Below are 21,337 nucleotides of genomic sequence, written 5' to 3'. Positions count from 1 at the left end.
CGATCGGGTCCGGCCGCCGGGCGGGGCCGCACCCGCTCGCGGCTCAGCCGAACCAGATCTCGAGCTCGCGCGCTGCCGACTCCGGGCTGTCGGAGCCGTGGACGAGGTTCTGCTGGACTTTCAGCCCCCAGTCGCGTCCGAAGTCGCCGCGGATGGTCCCGGGTGCGGCCGTCGTCGGGTCGGTCGCTCCCGCCAGAGACCGGAATCCCTCGATGACCCGGTTGCCGGCGAGCCGGATCGCCACGGACGGCCCCGACATCATGAATTCCAGCAGCGGCTCGTAGAACGGCTTGCCCTCGTGCTCGGCGTAGTGCCGCTCCAGACGCTCGCGGTCCGGCTCCACCAGGCGGATGTCGACGAGAGCGTATCCCTTCGCCTCGATGCGGGCGAGGATCGCGCCGGTCAGTCCGCGGGCGACGCCGTCGGGCTTGACGAGGACGAGGGTCTCTTCGGTGGCCATGAAGTCTCCGTTCGCCGTTCAGGCTGGGTCGGGGGGCTGTGCCGCGCGCTGCGCGTTGCGCCGATCGAGCGCGGCCCCTTTGATCGTCGCATACGCGTACATGCCACCGAAAATGAGCGCGACGAGTCCGAGCGCCGGCAGCAGGAACGCGCCGAGAGCGACGACGGCCTGCAGCGCCCACCCCACGGCGATGCCCCACGGGTGACGGACGATCCGCGTGGTGAGGATCATCAGGACCGCGAGCGCGATGCCCGCGACGATCCCCCACCACGGCTCCAGCGGCTCCGGGAGGGCTCGAAGCCCGTAGATGGCGAGCCCACCGAGGAACACCACGACGGACTCGAAGCCCAGCACGATGCTCGCGAGCGACTCCGCGGCGCCCCGCTGCCGCCGGGGTCGCGGCGCGCGTTCGGCCGTCACCGTTCCCACCCGCTCTTCCAGTCCTCCTCGGCCGACAGCGCAAGCGCTTCGCCGGCGAGGACGATCGACCCGGCCACGACCACGGCGCGCCGATCGGATGCCGACGCCCACTCCCGCGCGGCATCCGCCGCCTCCGCGAGGTCGCGGTGCACCGAGACCGACAGTCCGCGGGCCTCGGCGAGATCGGCGATCGCATCGGCGTCGGCAGCGCGCTCGGAGTCGGGCGCCGTCGCGAACAGGTGGGCGGAGACCGTCGCGATCTCGTCGACGATGCCCGCGGCGTCCTTGTCGGACAGCACGCCGAGCACCACGCCCCACTCGTCGAAGTCGAAGGCGTCCCGGAGGGCCGCCACGAGAGCTCGGGCGCCGTGCGGGTTGTGGGCCGCATCGACGACCACGGTCGGGTTCGCCCCCACCAGCTGCAGACGGCCGGGCGACGTGGCCCTTCCAAGGCCCTCGGCGACGATGTCCGGCGCGATGGCCTGCGTGCCGCCGCCGACGAGCGATTCCACGGCGGCGATGGCGAGCGCGGCGTTGAAGCCCTGGTGGGCGCCGTACAGCGGCAGGTACTCCTCCTCGTACGTCGCCGCCAGACCTCGCACCGTGATCTGCTGCCCGCCCACCGCGAGACGCTGCTCCGCGAGGGCGAAGCCGTCGCCCTCGAACTGGATCGTGGCCGACCGCGCGGCGGCGGCTTCGCGCAGCACGGCCGCGGCGGCGGCATCCTGACGCGCCGACACCACCGCGGCGCCGTCCTTGATGATGCCCGACTTCACGCGCGCGATCTCGGCGATTGTGCCGCCGAGCCGATCGGCGTGATCCACATCGATGGGCGCGAAGACGGCGACATCGCCGTCGGCGGTGTTCGTCGAGTCCCACGACCCGCCCATCCCCACCTCGAGGACGAGCACGTCGATCGGGGCATCCGCGAACGCCACGAAGGCGAGCACCGTGAGCAGCTCGAAGAAGGTCAGCGGCGCGTCGCCCGCGGCCTCCAGCTCGGCGTCGACGATCTCCACGAACGGGGCGATCTCGTCCCACGCGTCGGCGACCGCCGCGTCGTCGATCGGCTCCCCGTCGACCATGATGCGCTCGGTGAATCGCTCCAGGTGGGGGCTTGTGAAGAGCCCGGTGCGCAGCCCGTGCGCCCGCACGAGGCTCTCGATGATGCGACTGGTCGAGGTCTTGCCGTTGGTCCCGGTGACGTGCACGACCCGGTACGTCTTCTGCGGATCGTCCAGCAGCTCCAGCACACGGCGGGTGCGCTCGACCCGCGGCTGCACCCAGCGCTCACCCTGGCGCTGCAGCAGCGCCCCGTAGACGGCATCGGCGCGTGCCCGGTCTCGGTCGCTCATGCGCTGACCTCCTGCCTGCTCACGGCGACGGTGAACGAGCCGCGGTTGGCGTAGGTTCCCGCGTCGACGACGGCCTCGTACTCGACCTCCGCGCCGACTCCGACACCGTCGGACGACACGAGGGTCTCGGTGCGCGAGCGCACCGCGGCGGCGAGCGCCAGCGTCTCCCCCGCCACGTCGGCGGTCTCGAACGCGGCGGCCACGGCGTGGGCGTCGGCGTCGTCCTCGAACTGCAGCAGCAGGCGGATGCGGTCGCTCACGTCGAAGCCCGCCGCCTTGCGTGTGTCCTGCACGGCACGGATGACATCGCGGGCGAGGCCCTCCGCTTCGAGCTCAGGGGTGGTCGTGGTGTCCAGCAGCACGAAGCCACCGTCGCCGAGCAGCGAGATCGCCGTCCCCGCGTCGGCGCCGCCTGCTTCCAGGGTGAGGTCGTACTCACCTTCCTGCAGCTCGATGCCGTCGACCACGACGACCCCGTCGCGCTCCTCCCACACGCCGGCCTTGGCGCCGGCGATGACGTGCTGGACCTGCTTGCCCAGCCGCGGGCCGGCCGCACGGGCGTTGACGGTGAGCCGCTTGCTGATGCCGTAGCGCGCGGCGACGTCCTCGCCCAGCTCGACCAGGTCGACCGTCTTGACGTTGAGCTCGTCGCGGAGGATGGCCTCGAACTGCGTGAGCGATGCCGCATCCGGCACCGCCACGGTGAGTCGCGGCAGCGGCAGGCGCACGCGCTTGCCCTCCCTCTTGCGCAGGGCGTTGGCGACGCTGGAGGCCTCGCGGACGGCGTCCATCGCGGCGCGGATGTCGTCGGCAGCGGGGAACGCATCGGCGTCCGGCCAATCCTGCAGGTGCACGCTGCGCCCGCCCGTCAGCCCCTGCCAGACCTTCTCCGCCACCAGCGGGATCAGCGGCGCCGCCACCCGGGTGAGGGTCTCCAGCACCGTGTAGAGCGTGTCGAACGCCTCACGGCTGGCCGGGTCCTCGGACACGCCCACCCAGAACCGGTCCCGTGAGCGGCGGATGTACCAGTTGGTCAGCGCCTCGGCGAAGTCGCGCAGCTTCGCTGCCGCCAGCGTCGAATCCAGCGCCTCCAGGTCCGCGGCGACATCGCGCACGAGGTCGCCGGTGAGAGCGAGGATGTAGCGGTCGAGCACATCCGTGGAGTCGGTGCGCCAGGATGCCTCGTACCCGGCGCCGTCCGGTCCGCCGGCGGCGTTGGCGTACGTGGCGAAGAAGTACCACGCGTTCCACAGCGGCAGCAGGAACTCCCGCACGCCCGCGCGGATGCCCTCCTCCGTCACCACGAGGTTGCCGCCGCGCAGCACGGAGCTCGCCATGAGGAACCAGCGCATGGCGTCCGAGCCGTCGCGGTCGAAGACCTCGCTGACGTCGGGGTAGTTCCGCAGCGACTTCGACATCTTCTGCCCGTCGCTGCCGAGGACGATGCCGTGGCACGACACGCCGGTGAATGCCGGTCGGTCGAACAGCGCGGTGGACAGGACGTGCATCACGTAGAACCAGCCGCGCGTTTGTCCGATGTACTCGACGATGAAGTCCGCCGGCGCGTGCTCGTCGAACCACTCCTGGTTCTCGAACGGGTAGTGCACCTGGGCGTACGGCATCGAGCCGGAGTCGAACCACACGTCGAACACGTCCTCGATGCGCCGCATCGTCGAGCGTCCGGTCGGGTCGTCGGGGTTGGGCCGCGTGAGGTCGTCGATGTAGGGACGGTGGAGATCCACCTCGCCGTGCTCGTTGCGCGGCAGCCGGCCGAAGTCGCGCTCGAGCTCGGCAAGGGAGCCGTAGACGTCGACGCGGGGGTGCTCGGGGTCGTCGCTCTTCCACACCGGGATGGGCGAGCCCCAGTAGCGGTTGCGGCTGACCGACCAGTCGCGCGCGCCCTCGAGCCACTTGCCGAACTGACCGTGCTTGACGTTCTCGGGAACCCAGGTGATCCGCTCGTTGTTCTCGAGCAGCCGGTCCTTGAGGTCGGTGACGCGGACGAACCAGCTCGACACCGCCCGGTAGATGAGCGGGTTGCGGCAGCGCCAGCAGTGGGGGTACGAGTGCTCGTAGCTGGCTTCGCGCAGCAGGCGCCCCGCCTGGCGGAGCAGGCGGATCAGGGGCCGGTTGGCCTCCATCCACAGCTGCCCCGCGACATCGGTCACCTGCGGCAGGAACCGTCCACTGTCATCGAGGCTCATGATGAGCGGGATGCCGGCGGCCTCGGTGATCCGCTGGTCGTCCTCACCGAAGGCCGGGGCCTGATGGACGATGCCGGTGCCGTCCGCGGTGGTGACGTAGTCGTCGACGAGCACCCGCCAGGCGTCCTGCGTGCCCCACGTGGCGGCATCGGCGTAGTAGTCGAAGAGACGGTCGTAGGCGACGCCCTCGAGCTCGGCGCCGAGCACCGTCTGCTCGACCGCGTCGCGAGCGGCCCCGGCCGACTCGTACCCGAGGTCCTTCGCGTAGCCTGCCAGCAGCTCCTCGGCGAGGAGGTACCGGTGCGGCTCCGTCTCGGCGCGCTCGTCATCGCCACGCACGTCGGCCGCCCCGTGCGGGCCGCCGGGCACGACGACGTACCGGATGTCGGGGCCGACGGCGAGCGCGAGGTTCGTCGGAAGCGTCCACGGCGTCGTCGTCCACGCGAGGGCGCGCACGCCCGTCAGTCCCATCGACTCGGCCTTCGCACCCACGAGCGGGAAGGTCACCGTGACCGAGGGATCCTGGCGCATCTTGTAGACGTCGTCGTCCATGCGCAGCTCGTGCGCGGACAGCGGCGTCTCGTCGCGCCAGCAGTACGGGAGCACGCGGTGCCCCTCGTACGCGAGGCCCTTGTCGTGGAGCGTCTTGAACGCCCACAGCACCGACTCCATGTACGAGACGTTGAGCGTCTTGTAGCCGCGCTCGAAGTCGACCCACCGGGCCTGACGTGTGACGTAGTCCTCCCACTCGCGCGTGTACGCCAGTACCGACTCGCGGGCCTTGGCGTTGAACGCCGCGACGCCCATCGCCTCGATCTCGCTCTTCTCGGTGATGCCGAGCTGCTTCATCGCCTCCAGCTCCGCCGGAAGGCCGTGGGTGTCCCATCCGAACACCCGGTCCACCTTCTTGCCGCGCATCGTCTGGAACCGCGGGAAGAGGTCCTTGGCGTACCCGGTGAGGAGGTGGCCGTAGTGCGGGAGGCCGTTGGCGAACGGCGGGCCGTCGTAGAACACCCACTCCTGGGCGCCGTCGCGCTGCGCGATCGACGCGCGGAAGGTGTCGTCGGCCGCCCAGAACGCGAGCGTCTCGCGCTCGATGTCGGGGAAGCGAGGGCTGGGGACGACGGCGGCCGGCGGCGCGTCGGCGGCCGGCCCGACGCTTCCGCTCGCGGCTCCGCCGCTGCTCAGGGACCGTGATTCGGATCGCGGGTAGGTCATCATCTCTCGCAGTGCTCGCTCGTGTGCTGCCTGCCGGGACGACCCTCGCGGACCGCGGTACCACCCTGCGTTGACGGGATGCCTCGGGCGAGGCATCCGTCCCCTCTCACTGCGGCTGTGACGGGCCTGCCCCGCTCGGTTCTACTGGGGACCGGAGTCCTGTTCTTCCGAGAGCTCCCCGGTGATGGCCGGATCGATGCTGGTGCGTCGATTGTATCGCGGCGGCGCAATGGGAATTCCTGCACACGCCTCGGGGATTCTGGACTCGTGCCAAGATTGACGTCCGTGAGCTCCGCATCCCCTGTCTCCGCCGACACCGCTTCCCCGACCCGCCGCGTCGCGTGGGCGTCGATGGTCGGCACCTCGCTGGAGTCGTTCGACTTCTACCTGTTCGCGTACTTCTCGGCGTTCTTCGTCGGACCGCTCTTCTTCGACCCGCTCGGCCAGGTCGGCGCCACCAGTGTGGCCTTCCTGACGATCGCGGTCGCCTTCGTGGTGCGTCCGATCGGCGCCCTCCTGTTCGGCTACATGGGCGACCGGCTGGGCCGACGGGCGACGCTGCTGTGGACGGTCGGCATCATGGGGGTTGCGACCGGACTCATCGGCCTGCTGCCCACCTACGCGCAGGCCGGGTGGCTGGGCGCCGTGCTGCTCATCGTGCTGCGCATCGCGCAGGGCCTGTCGCTGGGCGGCGAGTGGGGCGGCTCGATCCTCATCGCCACCGAGCACTCGGGGCCGGTGAAGCGGGCCTTCTACGCCGCGGTCCCTCAGCTCGGCTCCCCGGTGGGCTCGATCCTCTCGGCCGTCGTGTTCCTCGTCATGACACTGTCGCTGCCGGCCGAGGAGATGGTCGCGTGGGGCTGGCGCATCCCGTTCCTGCTGGCGCTGCCGCTGCTGGCGGTCTCGCTGTACCTGCGGCTGACGATCTCCGAGACCCCGGTGTTCGCCGGCGTCGTCGCCGAGGGCCGCCGCGACCGCATCCCGTTCGTGACGATGTTCGCCAAGCGCCCCGTCGCCATGGTGATCGCGATCGGTGCCGCGCTGCTCGGCATCGGGTCGTACTCGCTCATGAACACCTACACCGTCAACTACGGCGTCGAGCAGCTGAACTTCGACTACACCGAGCTGCTCGTCGCCACCACGATCGGCGGCCTCCTGCAGCTGGTCACGATCCCGCTGTTCGGCGCGTGGGCGAACCGCATCGGCTCGGCGCGCGTGGTCGCGTGGGGCGCGCTCGGAACACTCCTCATCACCTTCCCGATGTACGCCCTCCTGCAGTTCGCGACGTTCCCGATCCTCGTGGGGACGATGATCATCGGCGGCATCCTTCCCACCATGTCGTGGGCGGCACTGGGCGGCCTGATGAACGACCTGTTCCCCGACAACGTCCGCTACTCGGCCCTGTCGTTCGCCTACGCCCTCGCCGCGACCCTCAGCGGATTCGTCCCCTACCTGACCTTCGGGCTCGGTGCGGCGACGGACTTCGCATGGTGGCATCCGGGGATCATCCTCGCCGTCATGTCGGCCGTGACGCTCGTGGCGGCCTGGGTCGCCTCGCGCCGCCGGCCCGAGCCGGAGCTGGCCACCCAGCCGGAGTCCGCCTCCATCGCCGTCTGAGCGAGCACCTCGCTCGCATCACGGCGTCACCGCCCCGTGAACCGGGCGACCGCTACGCCGCGCGGTGCAGACCATGCGTGACGGGCACGCCTGATGACGCCCTGCACCGCCGGCCAGTCGTGGACGACCTGCGCGTAGCCGACGTGGATCACGCTAGAAGGGCAGCAGCGGGTCGACGGCGATCGCCACGAACAGCAGCGTCAGATACGTGATGGAGGCGTGGAACACGCGCATCGGACGAGGCTCCGTGCCCCGGACCGCGCGGTTGTACAGGCGGTGGGACTCGTAGATGAACCAGCCGCCGAAGACCAGCGCCGAGACCGAGTACACCAGCCCCATGCCGGCCACCGGGATCAGCAGCAGCGAGCAGGCGATGGTGGCCCACGCGTACAGGATCACCTGCAGGCCGACCTGGGAACCGTCCCGGGTGGCGCCCAGCATCGGCACGTGCACCTCGTCGTACTGCTCGCGGTACTTCATCGACAGCGGCCAGTAGTGCGGCGGCGTCCACAGGAAGACCAGTGCGAACAGGATGACCGGCGGCCAGGCCAGCGACCCGGTCACGGCGGTCCAGCCGATCAGCACCGGGAAGCAGCCGGCGATGCCGCCCCACACGATGTTCTGCTCGGTGCGGCGCTTGAGGATCATCGTGTAGATCACGACATAGAAGAAGATCGCCGCCGCCGACAGCGTCGCCGCGAGCCAGTTCGTGGTGAGCCAGAGCCACACCGTCGAGAACACCCCGAGCGTCCACGCGAAGGTCAGCGCGCCGCGCGGCGACACCTCGCCGGTGACGAGGGGCCGGTTGACCGTGCGCTGCATGTGCGCGTCGATGTCGCGATCGAGGTACATGTTGAACGCCGCTGCAGATCCGGCGCTCGCGGTGCCGCCGATCACCGTGGCGAGAACCAGCCATAGGCTCGGGAACCCGCCCTGCGCGAGCAGCATGACCGGCACGGTGGTCACCAGCAGCAGTTCGAGCACGCGCGGCTTCATCAGCGCGATGTACGCCCTGACCGTGCGGCCGAATCCCTGGCGCGGGCGACGGGTCGGGTCGATGGTCGCGTCGGCCCCGGCCGTGCTCGTGATATCCATCGCCCCCGCAATCCGCTCGCAGAACTCCGGTCAAGTCTAGGACATCGGCTTCGACGGGCGATCCGTGGCCGCACCGGCGGCGACTGCAAGACGGCGTCATACAGGCCGGCGCATGACCCGGGCGGTATGCCGCTTCGCTATGCTGAAAGCACACGCGCGCCCGCCGCCGAATTCCCCCCTTCTCCATCCGGACAAGGGCCGCGGACGGCTTCTCTCACGGGGCGCGCACCCCTCGAGAAAGGCGGCCGGGTGTCGGAACTGCGTTGGGATGAGATTGATCGGCGCGCGGTGGATACCGCCCGCGTGCTGGCAGCGGATGCTGTGGAGAAGGTGGGCAACGGCCACCCCGGCACCGCGATGAGCCTGGCGCCGGCGGCGTACCTGCTCTACCAGCGGGTCATGCGGCACGACCCCGCCGACACGCACTGGGTGGGACGCGACCGCTTCATCCTGTCGGCGGGCCACTCCTCGCTGACGCAGTACGTGCAGCTGTACCTCGGCGGCTTCGGGCTGGAGCTCGACGACCTCAAGGCGCTGCGCACGTGGGGCTCGAAGACCCCGGGACACCCCGAGTACGGCCACACCGACGGCGTCGAGATCACGACCGGTCCGCTGGGACAGGGTCTGGCCTCGTCGGTCGGCTTCGCGTACGCCGCTCGCTACGAGCGCGGCCTGTTCGACCCGGATGCCGCGCCGGGGCAGTCGCCGTTCGACCACTACGTGTACGTCATCGCCAGCGACGGCGACCTGCAGGAGGGCGTGACCAGCGAGGCCTCCAGCCTCGCCGGCCACCAGCAGCTGGGCAACCTCATCGCGATCTACGACTCCAACCAGATCTCGATCGAGGACGACACCAACGTCGCCTTCACGGAGGACGTCGCCAAGCGCTACGAGGCGTACGGCTGGCACGTTCAGACCGTCGACTGGAAGAAGACGGGCGAGTACGTCGAGGACGTCGCCGAGCTGTACAACGCCATCGAGGCGGCCAAGGGCGAGACCGACAAGCCGTCGCTCATCGTCCTGCGCACGATCATCGGCTGGCCCTCGCCCGGCAAGCAGAACACCGGCAAGATCCACGGATCGGCGCTCGGCGCCGACGAGCTCGCCGCGACCAAGAAGGTCCTCGGCTTCGACCCCGAGCAGTCCTTCGTCGTGGCCGAGGACGTTATCGCCCACACCCGCGGCCTGCGGGAGCGCGCCGCCCAGGAGCGCGCCGCCTGGCAGGAGTCGTTCGACGCCTGGGCCGCCGCGAACCCCGAGCGCAAGGCCCTGTTCGACCGGCTGCAGGCCCGGGAACTTCCCGAGGACGTGGCATCCGCTCTGCCGAGCTTCGAGTCCGGCAAGGACGTGTCGACCCGCGCCGCCTCCGGCGTGGTCATCAACGCGCTCGCCGACAAGCTCCCGGAGCTGTGGGGCGGCTCTGCCGACCTCGCCGAGTCGAACCTCACCACGATCAAGGACGCGAAGTCGTTCATCCCCGACGAGTGGTCGACGCACGAGTGGTCGGGCGACCCCTACGGGCGCGTGCTGCACTTCGGCATCCGCGAGCACGCCATGGCGGCGATCGTCAACGGCATCGTGCTGCACGGGCCGACCCGCGCCTTCGGCGGCACGTTCCTCATCTTCAGCGACTACATGCGTCCCTCTGTGCGCCTGGCTGCGCTGATGAACGTGCCCAGCATCTTCGTGTGGACCCACGACTCGGTGGCCCTCGGCGAGGACGGGCCCACGCACCAGCCGATCGAGCAGCTCGCGGCGCTCCGCGCGATCCCGAACTTCACCGTCGTGCGCCCCGCCGACGCGAACGAGACCGCCGTGGCGTGGCTCGAGCTGCTGCGCCGTCACGCCGGCCCCGCCGGCATCGCGCTCACGCGACAGAACATCCCGGTGTTCGAGCGCGGCGACGGCGAGGCCTCGGGCGACGTGCTCGCGTCGGCCGACAACGTCGCCAAGGGCGCGTACGTGCTCGCGGAGGCCCCGAACGGCACGCCGGACGTCATCCTCATCGCCACGGGATCCGAGGTGCAGCTGGCTGTGGCCGCCCGCGAGACCCTGGCCGCCGAGGGCGTGAACGCCCGCGTCGTGTCGGCGCCGTCGCTGGAGTGGTTCGACGAGCAGGACGAGGCCTACCGCGAGTCGGTGCTCCCCGCCGGTGTGAAGGCGCGCGTGTCGGTCGAGGCGGGCTCGCCGCTGACCTGGCGCGGCATCGTGGGCGACTTCGGCCGCTCGGTCGCGATCGACCACTTCGGTGCGTCGGCGGACTACAAGACCCTCTTCCAGAAGTTCGGCATCACCGCCGAAGCAGTCGTGGAGGCGGCGCGCGAGACCATCGCCGCCGTGGCCGCGGCGCAGAGCAACAAGGAGTGAGCATGAGCACCCCCACCGAGAAGCTCGTCGCCGAGGGCGTGAGCATCTGGCTCGACGACCTGTCGCGCGAGCGCATCACGTCCGGCAACCTGACCGAGCTCATCAGCACCCGCAACGTCAGCGGCGTGACCACGAACCCGACGATCTTCCAGGGCGCCATCAGCGGCGGCGGTCATGCGTATGACGCGCAGATCACCGAGCTGGCGCGCTCGGGAGCCTCCGTCGACGACGCGATCTTCGCGGCGACGACCGACGACGTGCGTGACGCGGCGGACATCTTCCGCCCCGTCTACGACGCGACCGGCGGCATCGACGGACGCGTGTCGATCGAGGTCTCCCCCGACCTCGCCCACGACACCGAGGGGACCGTCGCACAGGCAAAGCAGCTGTGGTCGACCGTCGCGCGTCCGAACGTGCACATCAAGATCCCGGCGACCAAGGCGGGGCTTCCGGCCATCACCGCGACGCTGGCCGAGGGCATCTCGGTCAACGTGACGCTCATCTTCAGCCTGCAGCGCTACGCCGAGGTCATCGAGGCGTTCCTGGCGGGGATCGAGCAGGCGAAGGCCAACGGCCACGACATCTCGCAGATCCACTCGGTCGCGTCGTTCTTCGTGTCCCGCGTGGACAGCGAGGTCGACAAGCGCCTCACCGCGATCGGCACCGACGAGGCGCTCGCCTTGAAGTCGCTCGCCGGCGTCGCGAACGCGCGTCTGGCGTACGAGCTGTTCGAGAAGGAGTTCGCAACCGACCGCGCGAAGGCGCTGACGGATGCCGGCGCTCACGTGCAGCGGCCGCTGTGGGCCTCCACAGGCGTCAAGGACCCGTCGCTCCCCGACACGCTGTACGTCACCGAGCTCGTCGCCAAGGGCACTGTGAACACGATGCCCGAGAAGACGCTCGAGGCGACCTTCGACCACGGGCAGATCGCCGGCGACACCATCTCGGGCACCTACGAGGCCGCCAAGAAGGTCTTCGCCGATCTCGCCGCCGTCGGCGTCGACTTCGACGACGTCACCCAGGTGCTCGAGGACGAGGGCGTCGCCAAGTTCATCGCCTCGTGGCACGACCTCCAGGGCACCGTCAAGGCGGCGCTGGAAGGTGCCGTCGAGGCCGCCCGGTGAGCTTCGACATCCACCTGAGCGGGCGCGTCAAGTCGGTCGTCGACGCGACGCTGCCCGCTCTGGCGGAGAGCCTCGTGGCGTCGGGCATCACGGCGGGCGACCCCTCGCTGTGGGGTCCGGCCGCCGAGGATGAGGCATCCCGCCGCTTGGGCTGGGTGCAGGCGGTCAGCGTGTCTCGTCCGCTCGTGCCGCAGATCGAGGCGCTGCGCCGGCAGCTGCAGGCGCGCGGCGTCACGCGCATCGTGCTCGCGGGCATGGGCGGGTCCTCGCTCGCGCCTGAGGTGATCACACAGACCGCCGGCGTGCCGCTGGTGATCCTCGACTCGACCGCGCCCGGTCAGGTTCTCGCCGCCATCGACGGCGATCCGCAGTCGGGCGACCTGCGCAGCACCGCGCTGGTGGTGTCGTCGAAGTCGGGATCCACCGTCGAGACCGATTCGGCCAAGCGTGCGTTCGAGGCGGCCTTCCGCGACCTGGGCATCGATCCCGCCGAGCGGATCGTCGTCGTCACCGACCCGGGGTCTCCCCTGGACGAGGCGGCGCGTGCGGATGGATACACCGTGTTCAACGCCGACCCGACGGTCGGCGGACGCTACTCCGCGCTGACGGCCTTCGGACTCGTCCCCGCCGGACTCGCCGGCGCCGACATCTCCGAGATCCTGGACGAGGCGGAGGCGACGCTGCTCGAGGTCGCCATCGACAGCCCCGACAACCCGGCCCTCGTCCTGGCGGCAGCCATCGCCGGCGGAGAGCCCCGGCGCGACAAGCTCGGTCTCGTCACCGACGGCACGCACATCGTCGGGCTCCCCGACTGGATCGAGCAGCTGATCGCCGAGTCGACCGGCAAGGAAGGCACGGGCATCCTGCCCGTGGTCCTGCTTCCGGTGTCGCCGGAAGTGGAGAACCGGCCCGAAGACCTGCAGATCGTCCGGTTCGTCGACGAGGCCAAGCAGTTCCACCTCTTCGAGCAGCACGAGGACGAGATCCTCGTGAGCGGATCGCTGGGCGCGCAGTTCGTCGTGTGGGAGCACGCCACGGCGATCGCAGGGCGGATGCTCGGCATCAATCCCTTCGACCAGCCCGATGTCGAGTCGGCCAAGACCGCCGCGCGCGGCCTGCTGGACGAGCGTCCCGCGCCTCGTCCGGCCGACTTCCACGCGGAGGGCGTCGAGGTGCGCGTCTCCGACCCAGAGCTCGCGGCATCCGGGACCGTCGCCGGTGTGATGGACGCCCTGTGGGCGCGGATCCCCGACGGCGGCTACGTCGCCATCCAGGCGTACGTCGACCGGCTCGAGCTTCCGCAGCTGGCGGGGCTGCGCGAACTGGTCGCCGCGGACTCGGGACGCCCCACGACGTTCGGCTGGGGACCGCGGTTCCTGCACTCCACCGGCCAGTACCACAAGGGCGGCCCCGCGAACGGCGTCTTCCTGCAGATCCTCGAGCGGACCGACGTCGACCTCGAGATCCCCGGCCGTCCCTTCACCTTCGGTGAACTGATCCAGGCGCAGGCCGCCGGCGACGCACACGTGCTCGCCGAAGGCCATGGCCGTCCGGTCGTCACCTTGACCCTCACCGATCCCCAGATCGAAGTGCTGTCGCTGTTCGAAGCGGCCCAGTAGGAGCACCCTCCCCCATGACTGTCGACATCTCGCGCGGCCGCAATCCGCTGCGCGACCCCGAAGACCGGCGCCTGAATCGCATCGCCGGCCCGAGCGCGCTGGTGATCTTCGGCGTGACGGGAGACCTCTCCCGCAAGAAGCTCATGCCCGCCGTGTACGACCTCGCCAACCGCGGTCTGCTGCCTCCGGGCTTCGCCCTGGTCGGCTTCGCCCGACGCGACTGGGAGGACCAGGACTTCGCCCGGATCGTCTACGACGCGGTCCGGCAGAACGCGCGGACCGAGTTCCGGGAGGAGACCTGGCAGCAGCTCGCCCAGGGGATCCGGTTCGTGTCCGGCGAGTTCGACGACCCCAAGGCCTTCCGGCGCCTCCGCGAGACCGTCGAGGCGCTCGACGTCGAGCGGGGCACGATGGGCAACCACGCGTACTACCTGTCCATCCCGCCCAAGGCCTTCGCGCTGGTGGCGGAGCAGCTGCGGGCCTCGGGCCTGGTCGACGAGACCGCCGACCAGCCGGACGGATGGCGGCGCGTTGTCATCGAGAAGCCGTTCGGTCACGACCTGGCGTCCGCGCGCGAGCTCAACGACGCGCTGCGATCGACCTTCCCGACCGACTCGATCTTCCGGATCGATCACTACCTCGGCAAGGAGACCGTTCAGAACATCCTGGCGCTGCGGTTCGCGAACGAGCTGTACGAGCCCATCTGGAACCGCAACTACGTCGACCACGTGCAGATCACCATGGCCGAGGACATCGGCGTGGGCGGGCGCGCCGGCTACTACGACGGCATCGGCGCAGCGCGCGACGTCATCCAGAACCACCTGCTGCAGCTGCTCGCGCTGACGGCGATGGAGGAGCCGATCTCGTTCGACGCCAAGGATCTGCGGGCCGAGAAGGAGAAGGTGCTCGCGGCGGTCACGCTGCCGGACGACCTCGCACGCTCGACGGCGCGCGGGCAGTACGCCGGCGGCTGGCAGGGCGGCGAGAAGGTGCCGGGCTTCCTCGAAGAGGAAGGCATGAACCCGCAGTCCACGACCGAGACGTACGCCGCCATCACGCTCGAGATCAACACGCGGCGCTGGGCGGGCGTGCCGTTCTACCTGCGGACCGGCAAGCGACTGGGACGACGCGTGACCGAGATCGCCGTGGTCTTCAAGCGCGCACCCGAGCTGCTGTTCTCCCGCAGCCAGACCTCCGGTCAGGGCCAGAACGCTCTGGTGATCCGGGTCCAGCCCGACGAGGGCGTCACCATCCGCTTCGGCTCGAAGGTGCCCGGCGCGGGCGCCCAGGTGCGTGACGTCACGATGGACTTCGGCTACGGCCACGCCTTCACCGAAGCCAGCCCCGAAGCCTACGAGCGCCTCATCCTCGATGTGCTCCTCGGCGACCCGCCTCTGTTCCCCCGGCACGAGGAGGTCGAGCTCTCCTGGAAGATCCTCGACCCGATCGAGCAGTTCTGGGAAGAGCAGGGCGGTCCCCTCGAACAGTATTCGCCCGGGTCGTGGGGCCCGGCATCCGCGGACGAGATGCTCGCCCGCGACGGACGTAGCTGGAGGCGGCCGTGATCGTCGATCTGCCCGACACCACCGTGAGCAAGATCTCCCGTGCGCTGGTGAACGTGCGCGAGGAGGGCGGCGCGGTCGCGCTCGGCCGCGTTCTCACGCTCGTCATCCTGACCCGCGAGGGCGCCGTCGAAGAGGTCATCGAGGCCGCCAACGACGCCTCGCGTGAGCATCCGATGCGCGTCATCGTGCTGATGATCGACGCGGACGAGGCCGACTCCCGCCTCGACGCGCAGATCCGCGTCGGCGGCGATGCCGGAGCCAGCGAGGTCATCACCCTGCGCGCGCTCGGCGAGACCGGCCTGTCGAACCTGGAGAGCCTCGTCACCGGCCTGCTGCTGCCCGACGCGCCGGTCGTGGTGTGGTGGCCCAACAGCACGCCCGAGAACATCTCGAAGACCTCGATCGGCAAGATCGCACAGCGCCGCATCACGGACGCGGCCACGAAGTCGGATCCGTCGGCGTTCGTGGCCGGGCTCGGCCCGCAGTACGCGCCCGGCGACACCGACCTGGCGTGGACGCGACTGACCCGCTGGCGCGAGCAGCTCGCCGCCATCCTGGATCAGCCTCCCTACGAGCCGGTGACGCAGGTGCGGGTGCGCGGTGCGGCGACGTCCCCGTCCACCGCGCTGCTCGCGGCCTGGCTGCGGCTGGCGCTCGACGTTCCGGTGGACTGGACCTACCTCGGCGAGGACGAGTGGCCGCACGGCATCAAGTCCGTCGCTCTGGTCCGCGAGAGCGGCGAGGTGCTCCTCGAGCGCCCGACGCCGGGCGTGGCCATCCTCACCCAGCCGGGGCAGCCCAGCCACGAGCTCGCGTTCCCGCGGCGGACCCTGCGCGAGTGCCTCGCCGAGGAGCTGCGGCGTCTGGATCCGGACGTCCTGTATGGTCGAGTGATCACGGAGGGTTGGGAGCTGCTCGACCCGCCGGCGACGAAGGAGACGCGGGGCGAATGAGCGAGTCGGGCAAGTGACGTGATGGCTCGAGCCGGTAGCGAGAAACGCGTCGTCATCAGCCCCGATCCCGAGTCGCTCGCCGACGCTGTCGCGACCCGCTTCGTCAACCGCGTCATCAAGCGGGTGGACGAGGGCAAGATCGCACACATCTCCCTGACGGGCGGGTCCATGGGAGCGACCGTGCTGGCTGCGGCTGCGCAGGATGAGCGCATCGACCGCATCGACTGGTCGCGGGTGCACTTCTGGTGGAGTGACGAGCGGTTCCTGCCCGCGGCGGACGACGAGCGCAACGAGAAGCAGGCGCGCGCTGCGCTCCTGGACCGCCTGGATCTCCCGGCCGAGAACATCCACGCCATGGCCGCCAGCGACGCGGGGCTCGACCTCGACGCCGCCGCGGCAGCGTACGCCGATGAGCTCGCCCGGTTCCCGGGCCCGGACGGACCCTGGCCGTCGTTCGACGTGTGCTTCCTGGGCGTCGGTCCCGACGCGCACATCGCGTCGCTGTTCCCGGACCGCCCCGAGATCCAGGCGACCGACAGCGCCGTGCTGCCGGTGCGCAACTCCCCCAAGCCGCCGCCGGAGCGCATCACGATGACGCGGCCGGTCATCAACGGGTCGAAGCGGGTGTGGATGGTCATCGCCGGCACCGACAAGGCGTCCGCGCTCGGCCTGGCCCTCGCGGGGGCGAGCTACGCCAGCGTGCCGGCCGCGGGCGCCAAGGGTCGCAAGCGCACGATCTTCTTCGTCGACGAGGCCGCCGCGGCCCAGGTGCCGCCGGATCTCATCGACCAGGAGTACTGAACGGAAGAGAGCGGATGCCGATGGCATCCGCTCTCTCTTTCCGTCTGGATCGACGTCGGCCGTCAGTCCTGACCGCGACGCTCGCGCAGCTGGCGGAGGGCGTCGTCGAGGAGAGCCTCGGCCTCCTCCTCGGTGCGTCGCTCCTTCACGTAGGCCAGGTGCGTCTTGTACGGCTCGGTCTTCGCCACGGCGGGCGGGTTGTCCTTGTCGCGACCGGCGGGAAGTCCCGAGTGCGGGGAGTCGATGATGTCGGGGATCTCCTCGTCGGGGATGCCCGCGGCGAAGTACCGCACCGTCTCGTTGCCCAGGGCGTCCCAGTACGACACGGCGATGCGCTCGGCGTGGAAGCCGTGGTCCTGCTCGCCCATGGGTCCGGCACCGACGCGGGTGCCGCGGATCGCGTTTCCTCCGGTGGCCATCAGAGCGCCTGGAACTTCGTGATCAGTCCGAGCGCCACGATCGAGGCGAACCACGCCAGCGCCAGGATGACGGTGAACCGGTTGAGGTTGCGCTCCGCGAGGCCCGACGATCCCAGCGCGGATGTCATGCCGCCCCCGAACATGTCGGACAGGCCGCCGCCGCGCCCCTTGTGGAGCAGGATGAGAAGCGTCAGCAGGAGGCTCGTGATGCCCAGGAGCACCTGCAGAACGAATTCGAGGATCTGCACAGATCAACGCCTTTCAGCGAGCCGAAGCTCGGCACGCAGTGTCTCAGTATAGGTCAGACTCCGACGTGCTTCTGGTACCGGATGATCGCGGCGAACTCGTCCACGACGAGGCTCGCCCCTCCTACCAGGGCGCCGTCGACGTCGGGCTCCCGCATGAAGCTGGCGATGTTCGCCGCCTTCACCGAGCCGCCGTAGAGGATCCGGGTGCGGGCTGCTGCGTCCTCCCCGAGCTTGTCGCCGACGACCTCGCGAAGCTTCGCGCACACGTCCTGCGCCTGCTCGGGCGTCGCCGCCTGACCGGAGCCGATCGCCCACACCGGCTCATAGGCCACCACGATGTCGGCGCCGGGGTTGACGCCCTCCAGTGCCGCCGACAGCTGGCTCGCGGGGACGGCGCTGGCGCCGAACCGCTCGAGGTCCTCGCTGGTCTCGCCGACGCAGATGACCGGTACCAGACCGTGGCGCAGCGCCGCCTGAACCTTGGCGGCGACCACCTCGTCGGTCTCGGCGTGATACTGGCGACGCTCGGAGTGGCCGATGATGACGTAGCGCGCGTCCAGCTTCGACAGGAACGCGCCGGAGATCTCGCCGGTGTACGCCCCGGAGTCGTGCACCGACAGGTCCTGCGCGCCGAGCGCGAACGGGATCTTGTCGGCGTCGAGCAGCGTCTGCACGGTGCGCAGGTCGGTGAAGGGCGGGAAGACCGCGACCTCGACCGACCCGTCCTCGTGCTTGGCGTCTTTGAGGGTCCAGTGCAGCTTCTGCACGAACGCGACCGCCTGCAGGTGGTCCAGGTTCATCTTCCAGTTGCCCGCGATCAGCGGGGTGCGTGCGGTCACTGCCATCCGAGGACCTCCAGTCCGGGGAGCTTCTTGCCTTCGAGGAACTCCAGGCTCGCGCCGCCGCCCGTGGAGATGTGGCCGAAGTCGCCGTCGGCGAAGCCGAGCTGGCGCACAGCCGCGGCCGAGTCGCCGCCGCCGACGACCGACAGGCCGTCGACCTCGGTGAGGGCCTGCGCGACCGCCTTCGTGCCGGCCGCGAAGGCCGGCATCTCGAACACGCCCATGGGGCCGTTCCAGAACACCGTGCGCGATTCGCGGACATGCGAGGCGAACAGGGCGGCGGTCTCCGGACCGATGTCCAGCCCCAGACCCGAGGAGCCGAAGTCGGTGTCCTCGAGCGCCGTGGCGGGGGCGACCACGTGCTCGGCATCCGCGGAGAAGGAGGCCGCCACGACCGCGTCGACGGGGAGCACGAGCTCGACGCCGCGCTCCTGCGCAGCGGCGATGTATCCGCGCACAGTGTCGAGCTGGTCCTGCTCGAGCAGGCTCGAACCGACCTCGTTGCCCTGGGCCGCGAGGAAGGTGAACATCATCCCGCCGCCGACGAGGAGGCGGTCCACGCGCGGGAGGAGATGCTCGATGACGCCCAGCTTGTCGCTGACCTTGGAACCGCCGAGGACGACCGTGTACGGGCGCTCGGGGTTCTCGGTCAGACGGTCGAGGACATCGACCTCCTTCTCGATGAGCGATCCCGCCGCGGACGGCAGCAGCTCGGCGAGCTCGTACACGGATGCCTGCTTGCGGTGCACGACGCCGAAGCCGTCGGAGACCATCACGTCACCGAGCGCGGCGAGCTGCTCGGCGAAGGCACGTCGAGTGGTGTCGTCCTTCGCCGTCTCGCCCGCGTTGAACCGGAGGTTCTCGACGACCGCGACATCGCCGTCTTCCAGCACGGCCACGGCCTCCTGCGCGGACTCCCCCACGGTGTCGCGGGCGAACGCGACGGGCTTGCCGAGCAGTTCCGACAGCCGCTGCGCCACGGGCGCGAGGCTGTATTTCGGGTCAGGGGCACCGTCGGGACGACCGAGGTGCGAGCAGACGATGACGCGGGCGCCCTGGTTGATGAGGGCGTTCAGCGTGGGGAGCGTGGCCCGGACACGGCCATCGTCCGTGATGACCTCGCCCTGGAGAGGGACGTTGAGGTCAGCACGGACGATGACACGCTTGCCGGCCAGCGAACCCAGCGAGTCGAGGGTGCGCAGAGCCATGGGGATCAGAGCTTCGAGGCGACGATCTCGGTGAGGTCGACGAGGCGGTTGGAGTAGCCCCACTCGTTGTCGTACCAGCCGACGACCTTGACCTGGTTGCCGATGACGCGGGTGAGACCGGCGTCGAAGATGCAGGAGTGGTCGTCGGTGACGATGTCGCTCGAGACGATCTCGTCCTCGGTGTACTTGAGGATGCCCTTGAGCGGGCCCTCCGCGGCGGCCTTGTAGGCGGCCTTGATCTCGTCGACCGAGACCTCGCGCTCGAGCTCGACCGTGAGGTCGGTCGCCGAGCCGGTAGGCACCGGCACGCGGAGCGCGAAGCCGTCGAGCTTGCCCTTGAGCTCGGGCAGGACGAGCCCGATCGCCTTGGCCGCACCGGTCGAGGTGGGGACGATGTTGAGGGCGGCGGCGCGCGCGCGACGCAGATCGCTGTGGGGGCCGTCCTGCAGGTTCTGGTCGGCGGTGTACGCGTGGACCGTCGTCATGAGGCCCTTGACGATGCCGAAGTTGTCGTTGAGCACCTTCGCCAGCGGAGCGAGGCAGTTCGTGGTGCACGACGCGTTGGAGATGATGTTGTGGTTGGCGGGGTCGTACGTCTCCTCGTTGGCGCCGATGACGAACGTGCCGTCCTCGCCGCTGGCGGGAGCCGAGATCAGGACCTTCTTGGCGCCACCGGCGATGTGCTTGCCGGCATCGGCGGCCTTGGTGAAGCGGCCGGTCGACTCGATGACGATGTCGACGCCCAGCTCGCCCCACGGAAGGTTCGCGGGGTCGCGCTCCTCGAAGACCTTGATGGTCTTGCCGCCGACGGTGATGGAGTCTTCGGTGTACGAGACCTCCTCGTCGAGACGGCCGAGGATCGAGTCGTACTTGAGCAGGTGGGCGAGGGTCTTGTTGTCGGTGAGGTCGTTCACCGCCACGATGTCGAGGTCCGCACCCTGCGCGAGCGCCGCGCGGAGGTAGTTGCGTCCGATTCGGCCGAAGCCGTTGATGCCGATCTTGACAGCCACGGAGTTTCTCCTGAGATGTGTCGTGCGCGAGTGCGCGGTTTGGTGCGATTCAGATCCTGGACAACGGCGTCCCGGCGGGCGTCGCCCACCGGGACGCCGCGCCGTTTATGACAGTACCAGCAGGCCCGACGTCTTCTGTCGGGCGGCCTCGAAGCGCTCGGCGACGTTCTGCCAGTTGGCGATGTTCCAGACCGCCTTGACGTAGTCGGCCTTGACGTTGAGGTAGTCGAGGTAGAAGGCGTGCTCCCACATGTCCAGCTGGAAGACGGGGACGGTTCCCATCGCGGTGTTCGCCTGCTGGTCGAACAGCTGCTGGATGATGAGCTGCTGACCGAGCGGGTCCCAGCTGAGCACAGCCCAGCCCGATCCCTGGATGCCGGTCGCCGCGGCCGTGAAGTGTGCCTGGAACTTGTCGAAGCCGCCGAAGAACTCGTCGATCGCGGCGCGCAGCTCGCCCTCGGGCTCTCCACCGCCGTCCGGTGAGAGGTTGGTCCAGAAGATGGAGTGGTTCACGTGACCGCCGAGGTTGAACGCCAGGTCCTTCTCGAGCTTGTTCACGTTGGCGAGGTTGCCGGTCTCGCGGGCCTCGGCCAGCTGCTCGAGGGCCGTGTTCGCACCGTTGACATACGTCTGGTGGTGCTTGTCGTGATGAAGCTCCATGATCTTCGCGCTGATGTGAGGCTCGAGCGCGGCGTAGTCATAGGGGAGGTCGGGCAAGGTGTACTTCGCCATGTTCTCTTCTTCCTGTCGGCGCGCGCCGAGGCTCCTCGGCGCAGCGAGGGTGACGGGTTCATCCTACTGACGCCCAACGC

At 69.8% G+C, this 21,337-nt stretch carries 18 protein-coding genes; 7 read left to right on the top strand and 11 right to left on the bottom strand.

Annotation, left to right across the window (positions count from 1 at the left end):
- Positions 1-43: 43 nt before the first annotated feature.
- The 4 genes from ndk to ileS are packed head-to-tail and all read right to left on the bottom strand — an operon-like array spanning position 44 to position 5,657.
- On the bottom strand, positions 44-460 hold the full coding sequence (gene ndk, locus AC5RVZ_RS14335; protein ID WP_494066442.1) for a nucleoside-diphosphate kinase: 417 nt from the start codon (positions 458-460) through the stop codon (positions 44-46).
- 18 nt (positions 461-478) lie between these two features.
- Positions 479-889, bottom strand: coding sequence for a DUF4233 domain-containing protein (locus tag AC5RVZ_RS14330; protein WP_494066441.1), 411 nt, complete (start codon positions 887-889; stop codon positions 479-481).
- Positions 877-2,235, bottom strand: coding sequence for a bifunctional folylpolyglutamate synthase/dihydrofolate synthase (locus AC5RVZ_RS14325; protein WP_494066440.1), 1,359 nt, complete (start codon positions 2,233-2,235; stop codon positions 877-879). Before AC5RVZ_RS14325 ends, AC5RVZ_RS14330 begins: the two co-directional genes overlap by 13 nt.
- Positions 2,232-5,657, bottom strand: a complete 3,426-nt coding sequence (gene ileS / locus AC5RVZ_RS14320; protein WP_494066990.1) for an isoleucine--tRNA ligase — start codon at positions 5,655-5,657, stop codon at positions 2,232-2,234. The genes AC5RVZ_RS14325 and ileS overlap by 4 nt, the downstream gene beginning before the upstream one ends.
- A gap of 285 nt (positions 5,658-5,942) precedes the next feature.
- Here ileS and AC5RVZ_RS14315 point away from each other — a divergent pair, with 285 nt between their 5' ends.
- Positions 5,943-7,274, top strand: coding sequence for an MFS transporter (locus tag AC5RVZ_RS14315; protein WP_494066439.1), 1,332 nt, complete (start codon positions 5,943-5,945; stop codon positions 7,272-7,274).
- Between the two features lie 153 nt (positions 7,275-7,427).
- On the opposite strand, the gene AC5RVZ_RS14310 is transcribed toward AC5RVZ_RS14315, so the two are convergent.
- Positions 7,428-8,369 (bottom strand): heme o synthase, encoded by a 942-nt coding sequence (locus AC5RVZ_RS14310; protein WP_494066438.1) that lies wholly within the window; start codon positions 8,367-8,369, stop codon positions 7,428-7,430.
- A gap of 249 nt (positions 8,370-8,618) precedes the next feature.
- On the opposite strand from AC5RVZ_RS14310, the gene tkt reads away from it, so the two are divergent.
- The 6 genes from tkt to pgl are packed head-to-tail and all read left to right on the top strand — an operon-like array spanning position 8,619 to position 16,798.
- A complete protein-coding gene (tkt, locus tag AC5RVZ_RS14305) occupies positions 8,619-10,736 on the top strand; it encodes a transketolase (RefSeq protein ID WP_494066437.1) in 2,118 nt (705 codons plus the stop codon).
- A 2-nt stretch (positions 10,737-10,738) separates the two neighbouring features.
- Positions 10,739-11,860, top strand: a complete 1,122-nt coding sequence (tal, locus tag AC5RVZ_RS14300) for a transaldolase (RefSeq protein WP_494066436.1) — start codon at positions 10,739-10,741, stop codon at positions 11,858-11,860.
- The gene (locus AC5RVZ_RS14295) at positions 11,857-13,479 is read left to right on the top strand and encodes a glucose-6-phosphate isomerase (protein WP_494066435.1); all 1,623 of its coding nucleotides are present in this window, start codon (positions 11,857-11,859) and stop codon (positions 13,477-13,479) included. The genes tal and AC5RVZ_RS14295 overlap by 4 nt, the downstream gene beginning before the upstream one ends.
- Positions 13,480-13,493: 14 nt before the next feature.
- Entirely contained in the window at positions 13,494-15,044 is a 1,551-nt protein-coding gene (gene zwf / locus AC5RVZ_RS14290) for a glucose-6-phosphate dehydrogenase (protein ID WP_494066434.1), read from the top strand.
- Complete coding sequence (locus tag AC5RVZ_RS14285; RefSeq protein WP_494066433.1) at positions 15,041-15,997, top strand: glucose-6-phosphate dehydrogenase assembly protein OpcA; 957 nt, start codon at positions 15,041-15,043, stop codon at positions 15,995-15,997. The genes zwf and AC5RVZ_RS14285 overlap by 4 nt, the downstream gene beginning before the upstream one ends.
- Before the next feature lie 21 nt (positions 15,998-16,018).
- Positions 16,019-16,798, top strand: a complete 780-nt coding sequence (gene pgl, locus AC5RVZ_RS14280; RefSeq protein WP_494066432.1) for a 6-phosphogluconolactonase — start codon at positions 16,019-16,021, stop codon at positions 16,796-16,798.
- A 62-nt stretch (positions 16,799-16,860) separates the two neighbouring features.
- On the opposite strand, the gene AC5RVZ_RS14275 is transcribed toward pgl, so the two are convergent.
- The 6 genes from AC5RVZ_RS14275 to AC5RVZ_RS14250 form a co-directional block, all read right to left on the bottom strand.
- Positions 16,861-17,217 (bottom strand): RNA polymerase-binding protein RbpA, encoded by a 357-nt coding sequence (locus AC5RVZ_RS14275; protein ID WP_494066431.1) that lies wholly within the window; start codon positions 17,215-17,217, stop codon positions 16,861-16,863.
- Positions 17,217-17,465, bottom strand: a complete 249-nt coding sequence (secG, locus tag AC5RVZ_RS14270) for a preprotein translocase subunit SecG (RefSeq protein WP_494066430.1) — start codon at positions 17,463-17,465, stop codon at positions 17,217-17,219. The genes AC5RVZ_RS14275 and secG overlap by 1 nt, the downstream gene beginning before the upstream one ends.
- Positions 17,466-17,518: 53 nt before the next feature.
- Complete coding sequence (tpiA, locus tag AC5RVZ_RS14265; RefSeq protein WP_494066429.1) at positions 17,519-18,310, bottom strand: triose-phosphate isomerase; 792 nt, start codon at positions 18,308-18,310, stop codon at positions 17,519-17,521.
- Positions 18,301-19,515 (bottom strand): phosphoglycerate kinase, encoded by a 1,215-nt coding sequence (locus AC5RVZ_RS14260; RefSeq protein WP_494066428.1) that lies wholly within the window; start codon positions 19,513-19,515, stop codon positions 18,301-18,303. Before AC5RVZ_RS14260 ends, tpiA begins: the two co-directional genes overlap by 10 nt.
- A gap of 5 nt (positions 19,516-19,520) precedes the next feature.
- Positions 19,521-20,525, bottom strand: coding sequence for a type I glyceraldehyde-3-phosphate dehydrogenase (gene gap / locus AC5RVZ_RS14255; RefSeq protein WP_494066427.1), 1,005 nt, complete (start codon positions 20,523-20,525; stop codon positions 19,521-19,523).
- 105 nt (positions 20,526-20,630) lie between these two features.
- Positions 20,631-21,257 (bottom strand): superoxide dismutase, encoded by a 627-nt coding sequence (locus tag AC5RVZ_RS14250; protein WP_494066426.1) that lies wholly within the window; start codon positions 21,255-21,257, stop codon positions 20,631-20,633.
- Positions 21,258-21,337 lie beyond the last annotated feature (80 nt).

It is taken from the genome of Arthrobacter sp. Cza30 (assembly GCF_059090765.1).
The sequence above is the reverse complement of the archived record's forward strand: the minus strand, read 5'-3'. Positions and strand labels throughout refer to the sequence as shown.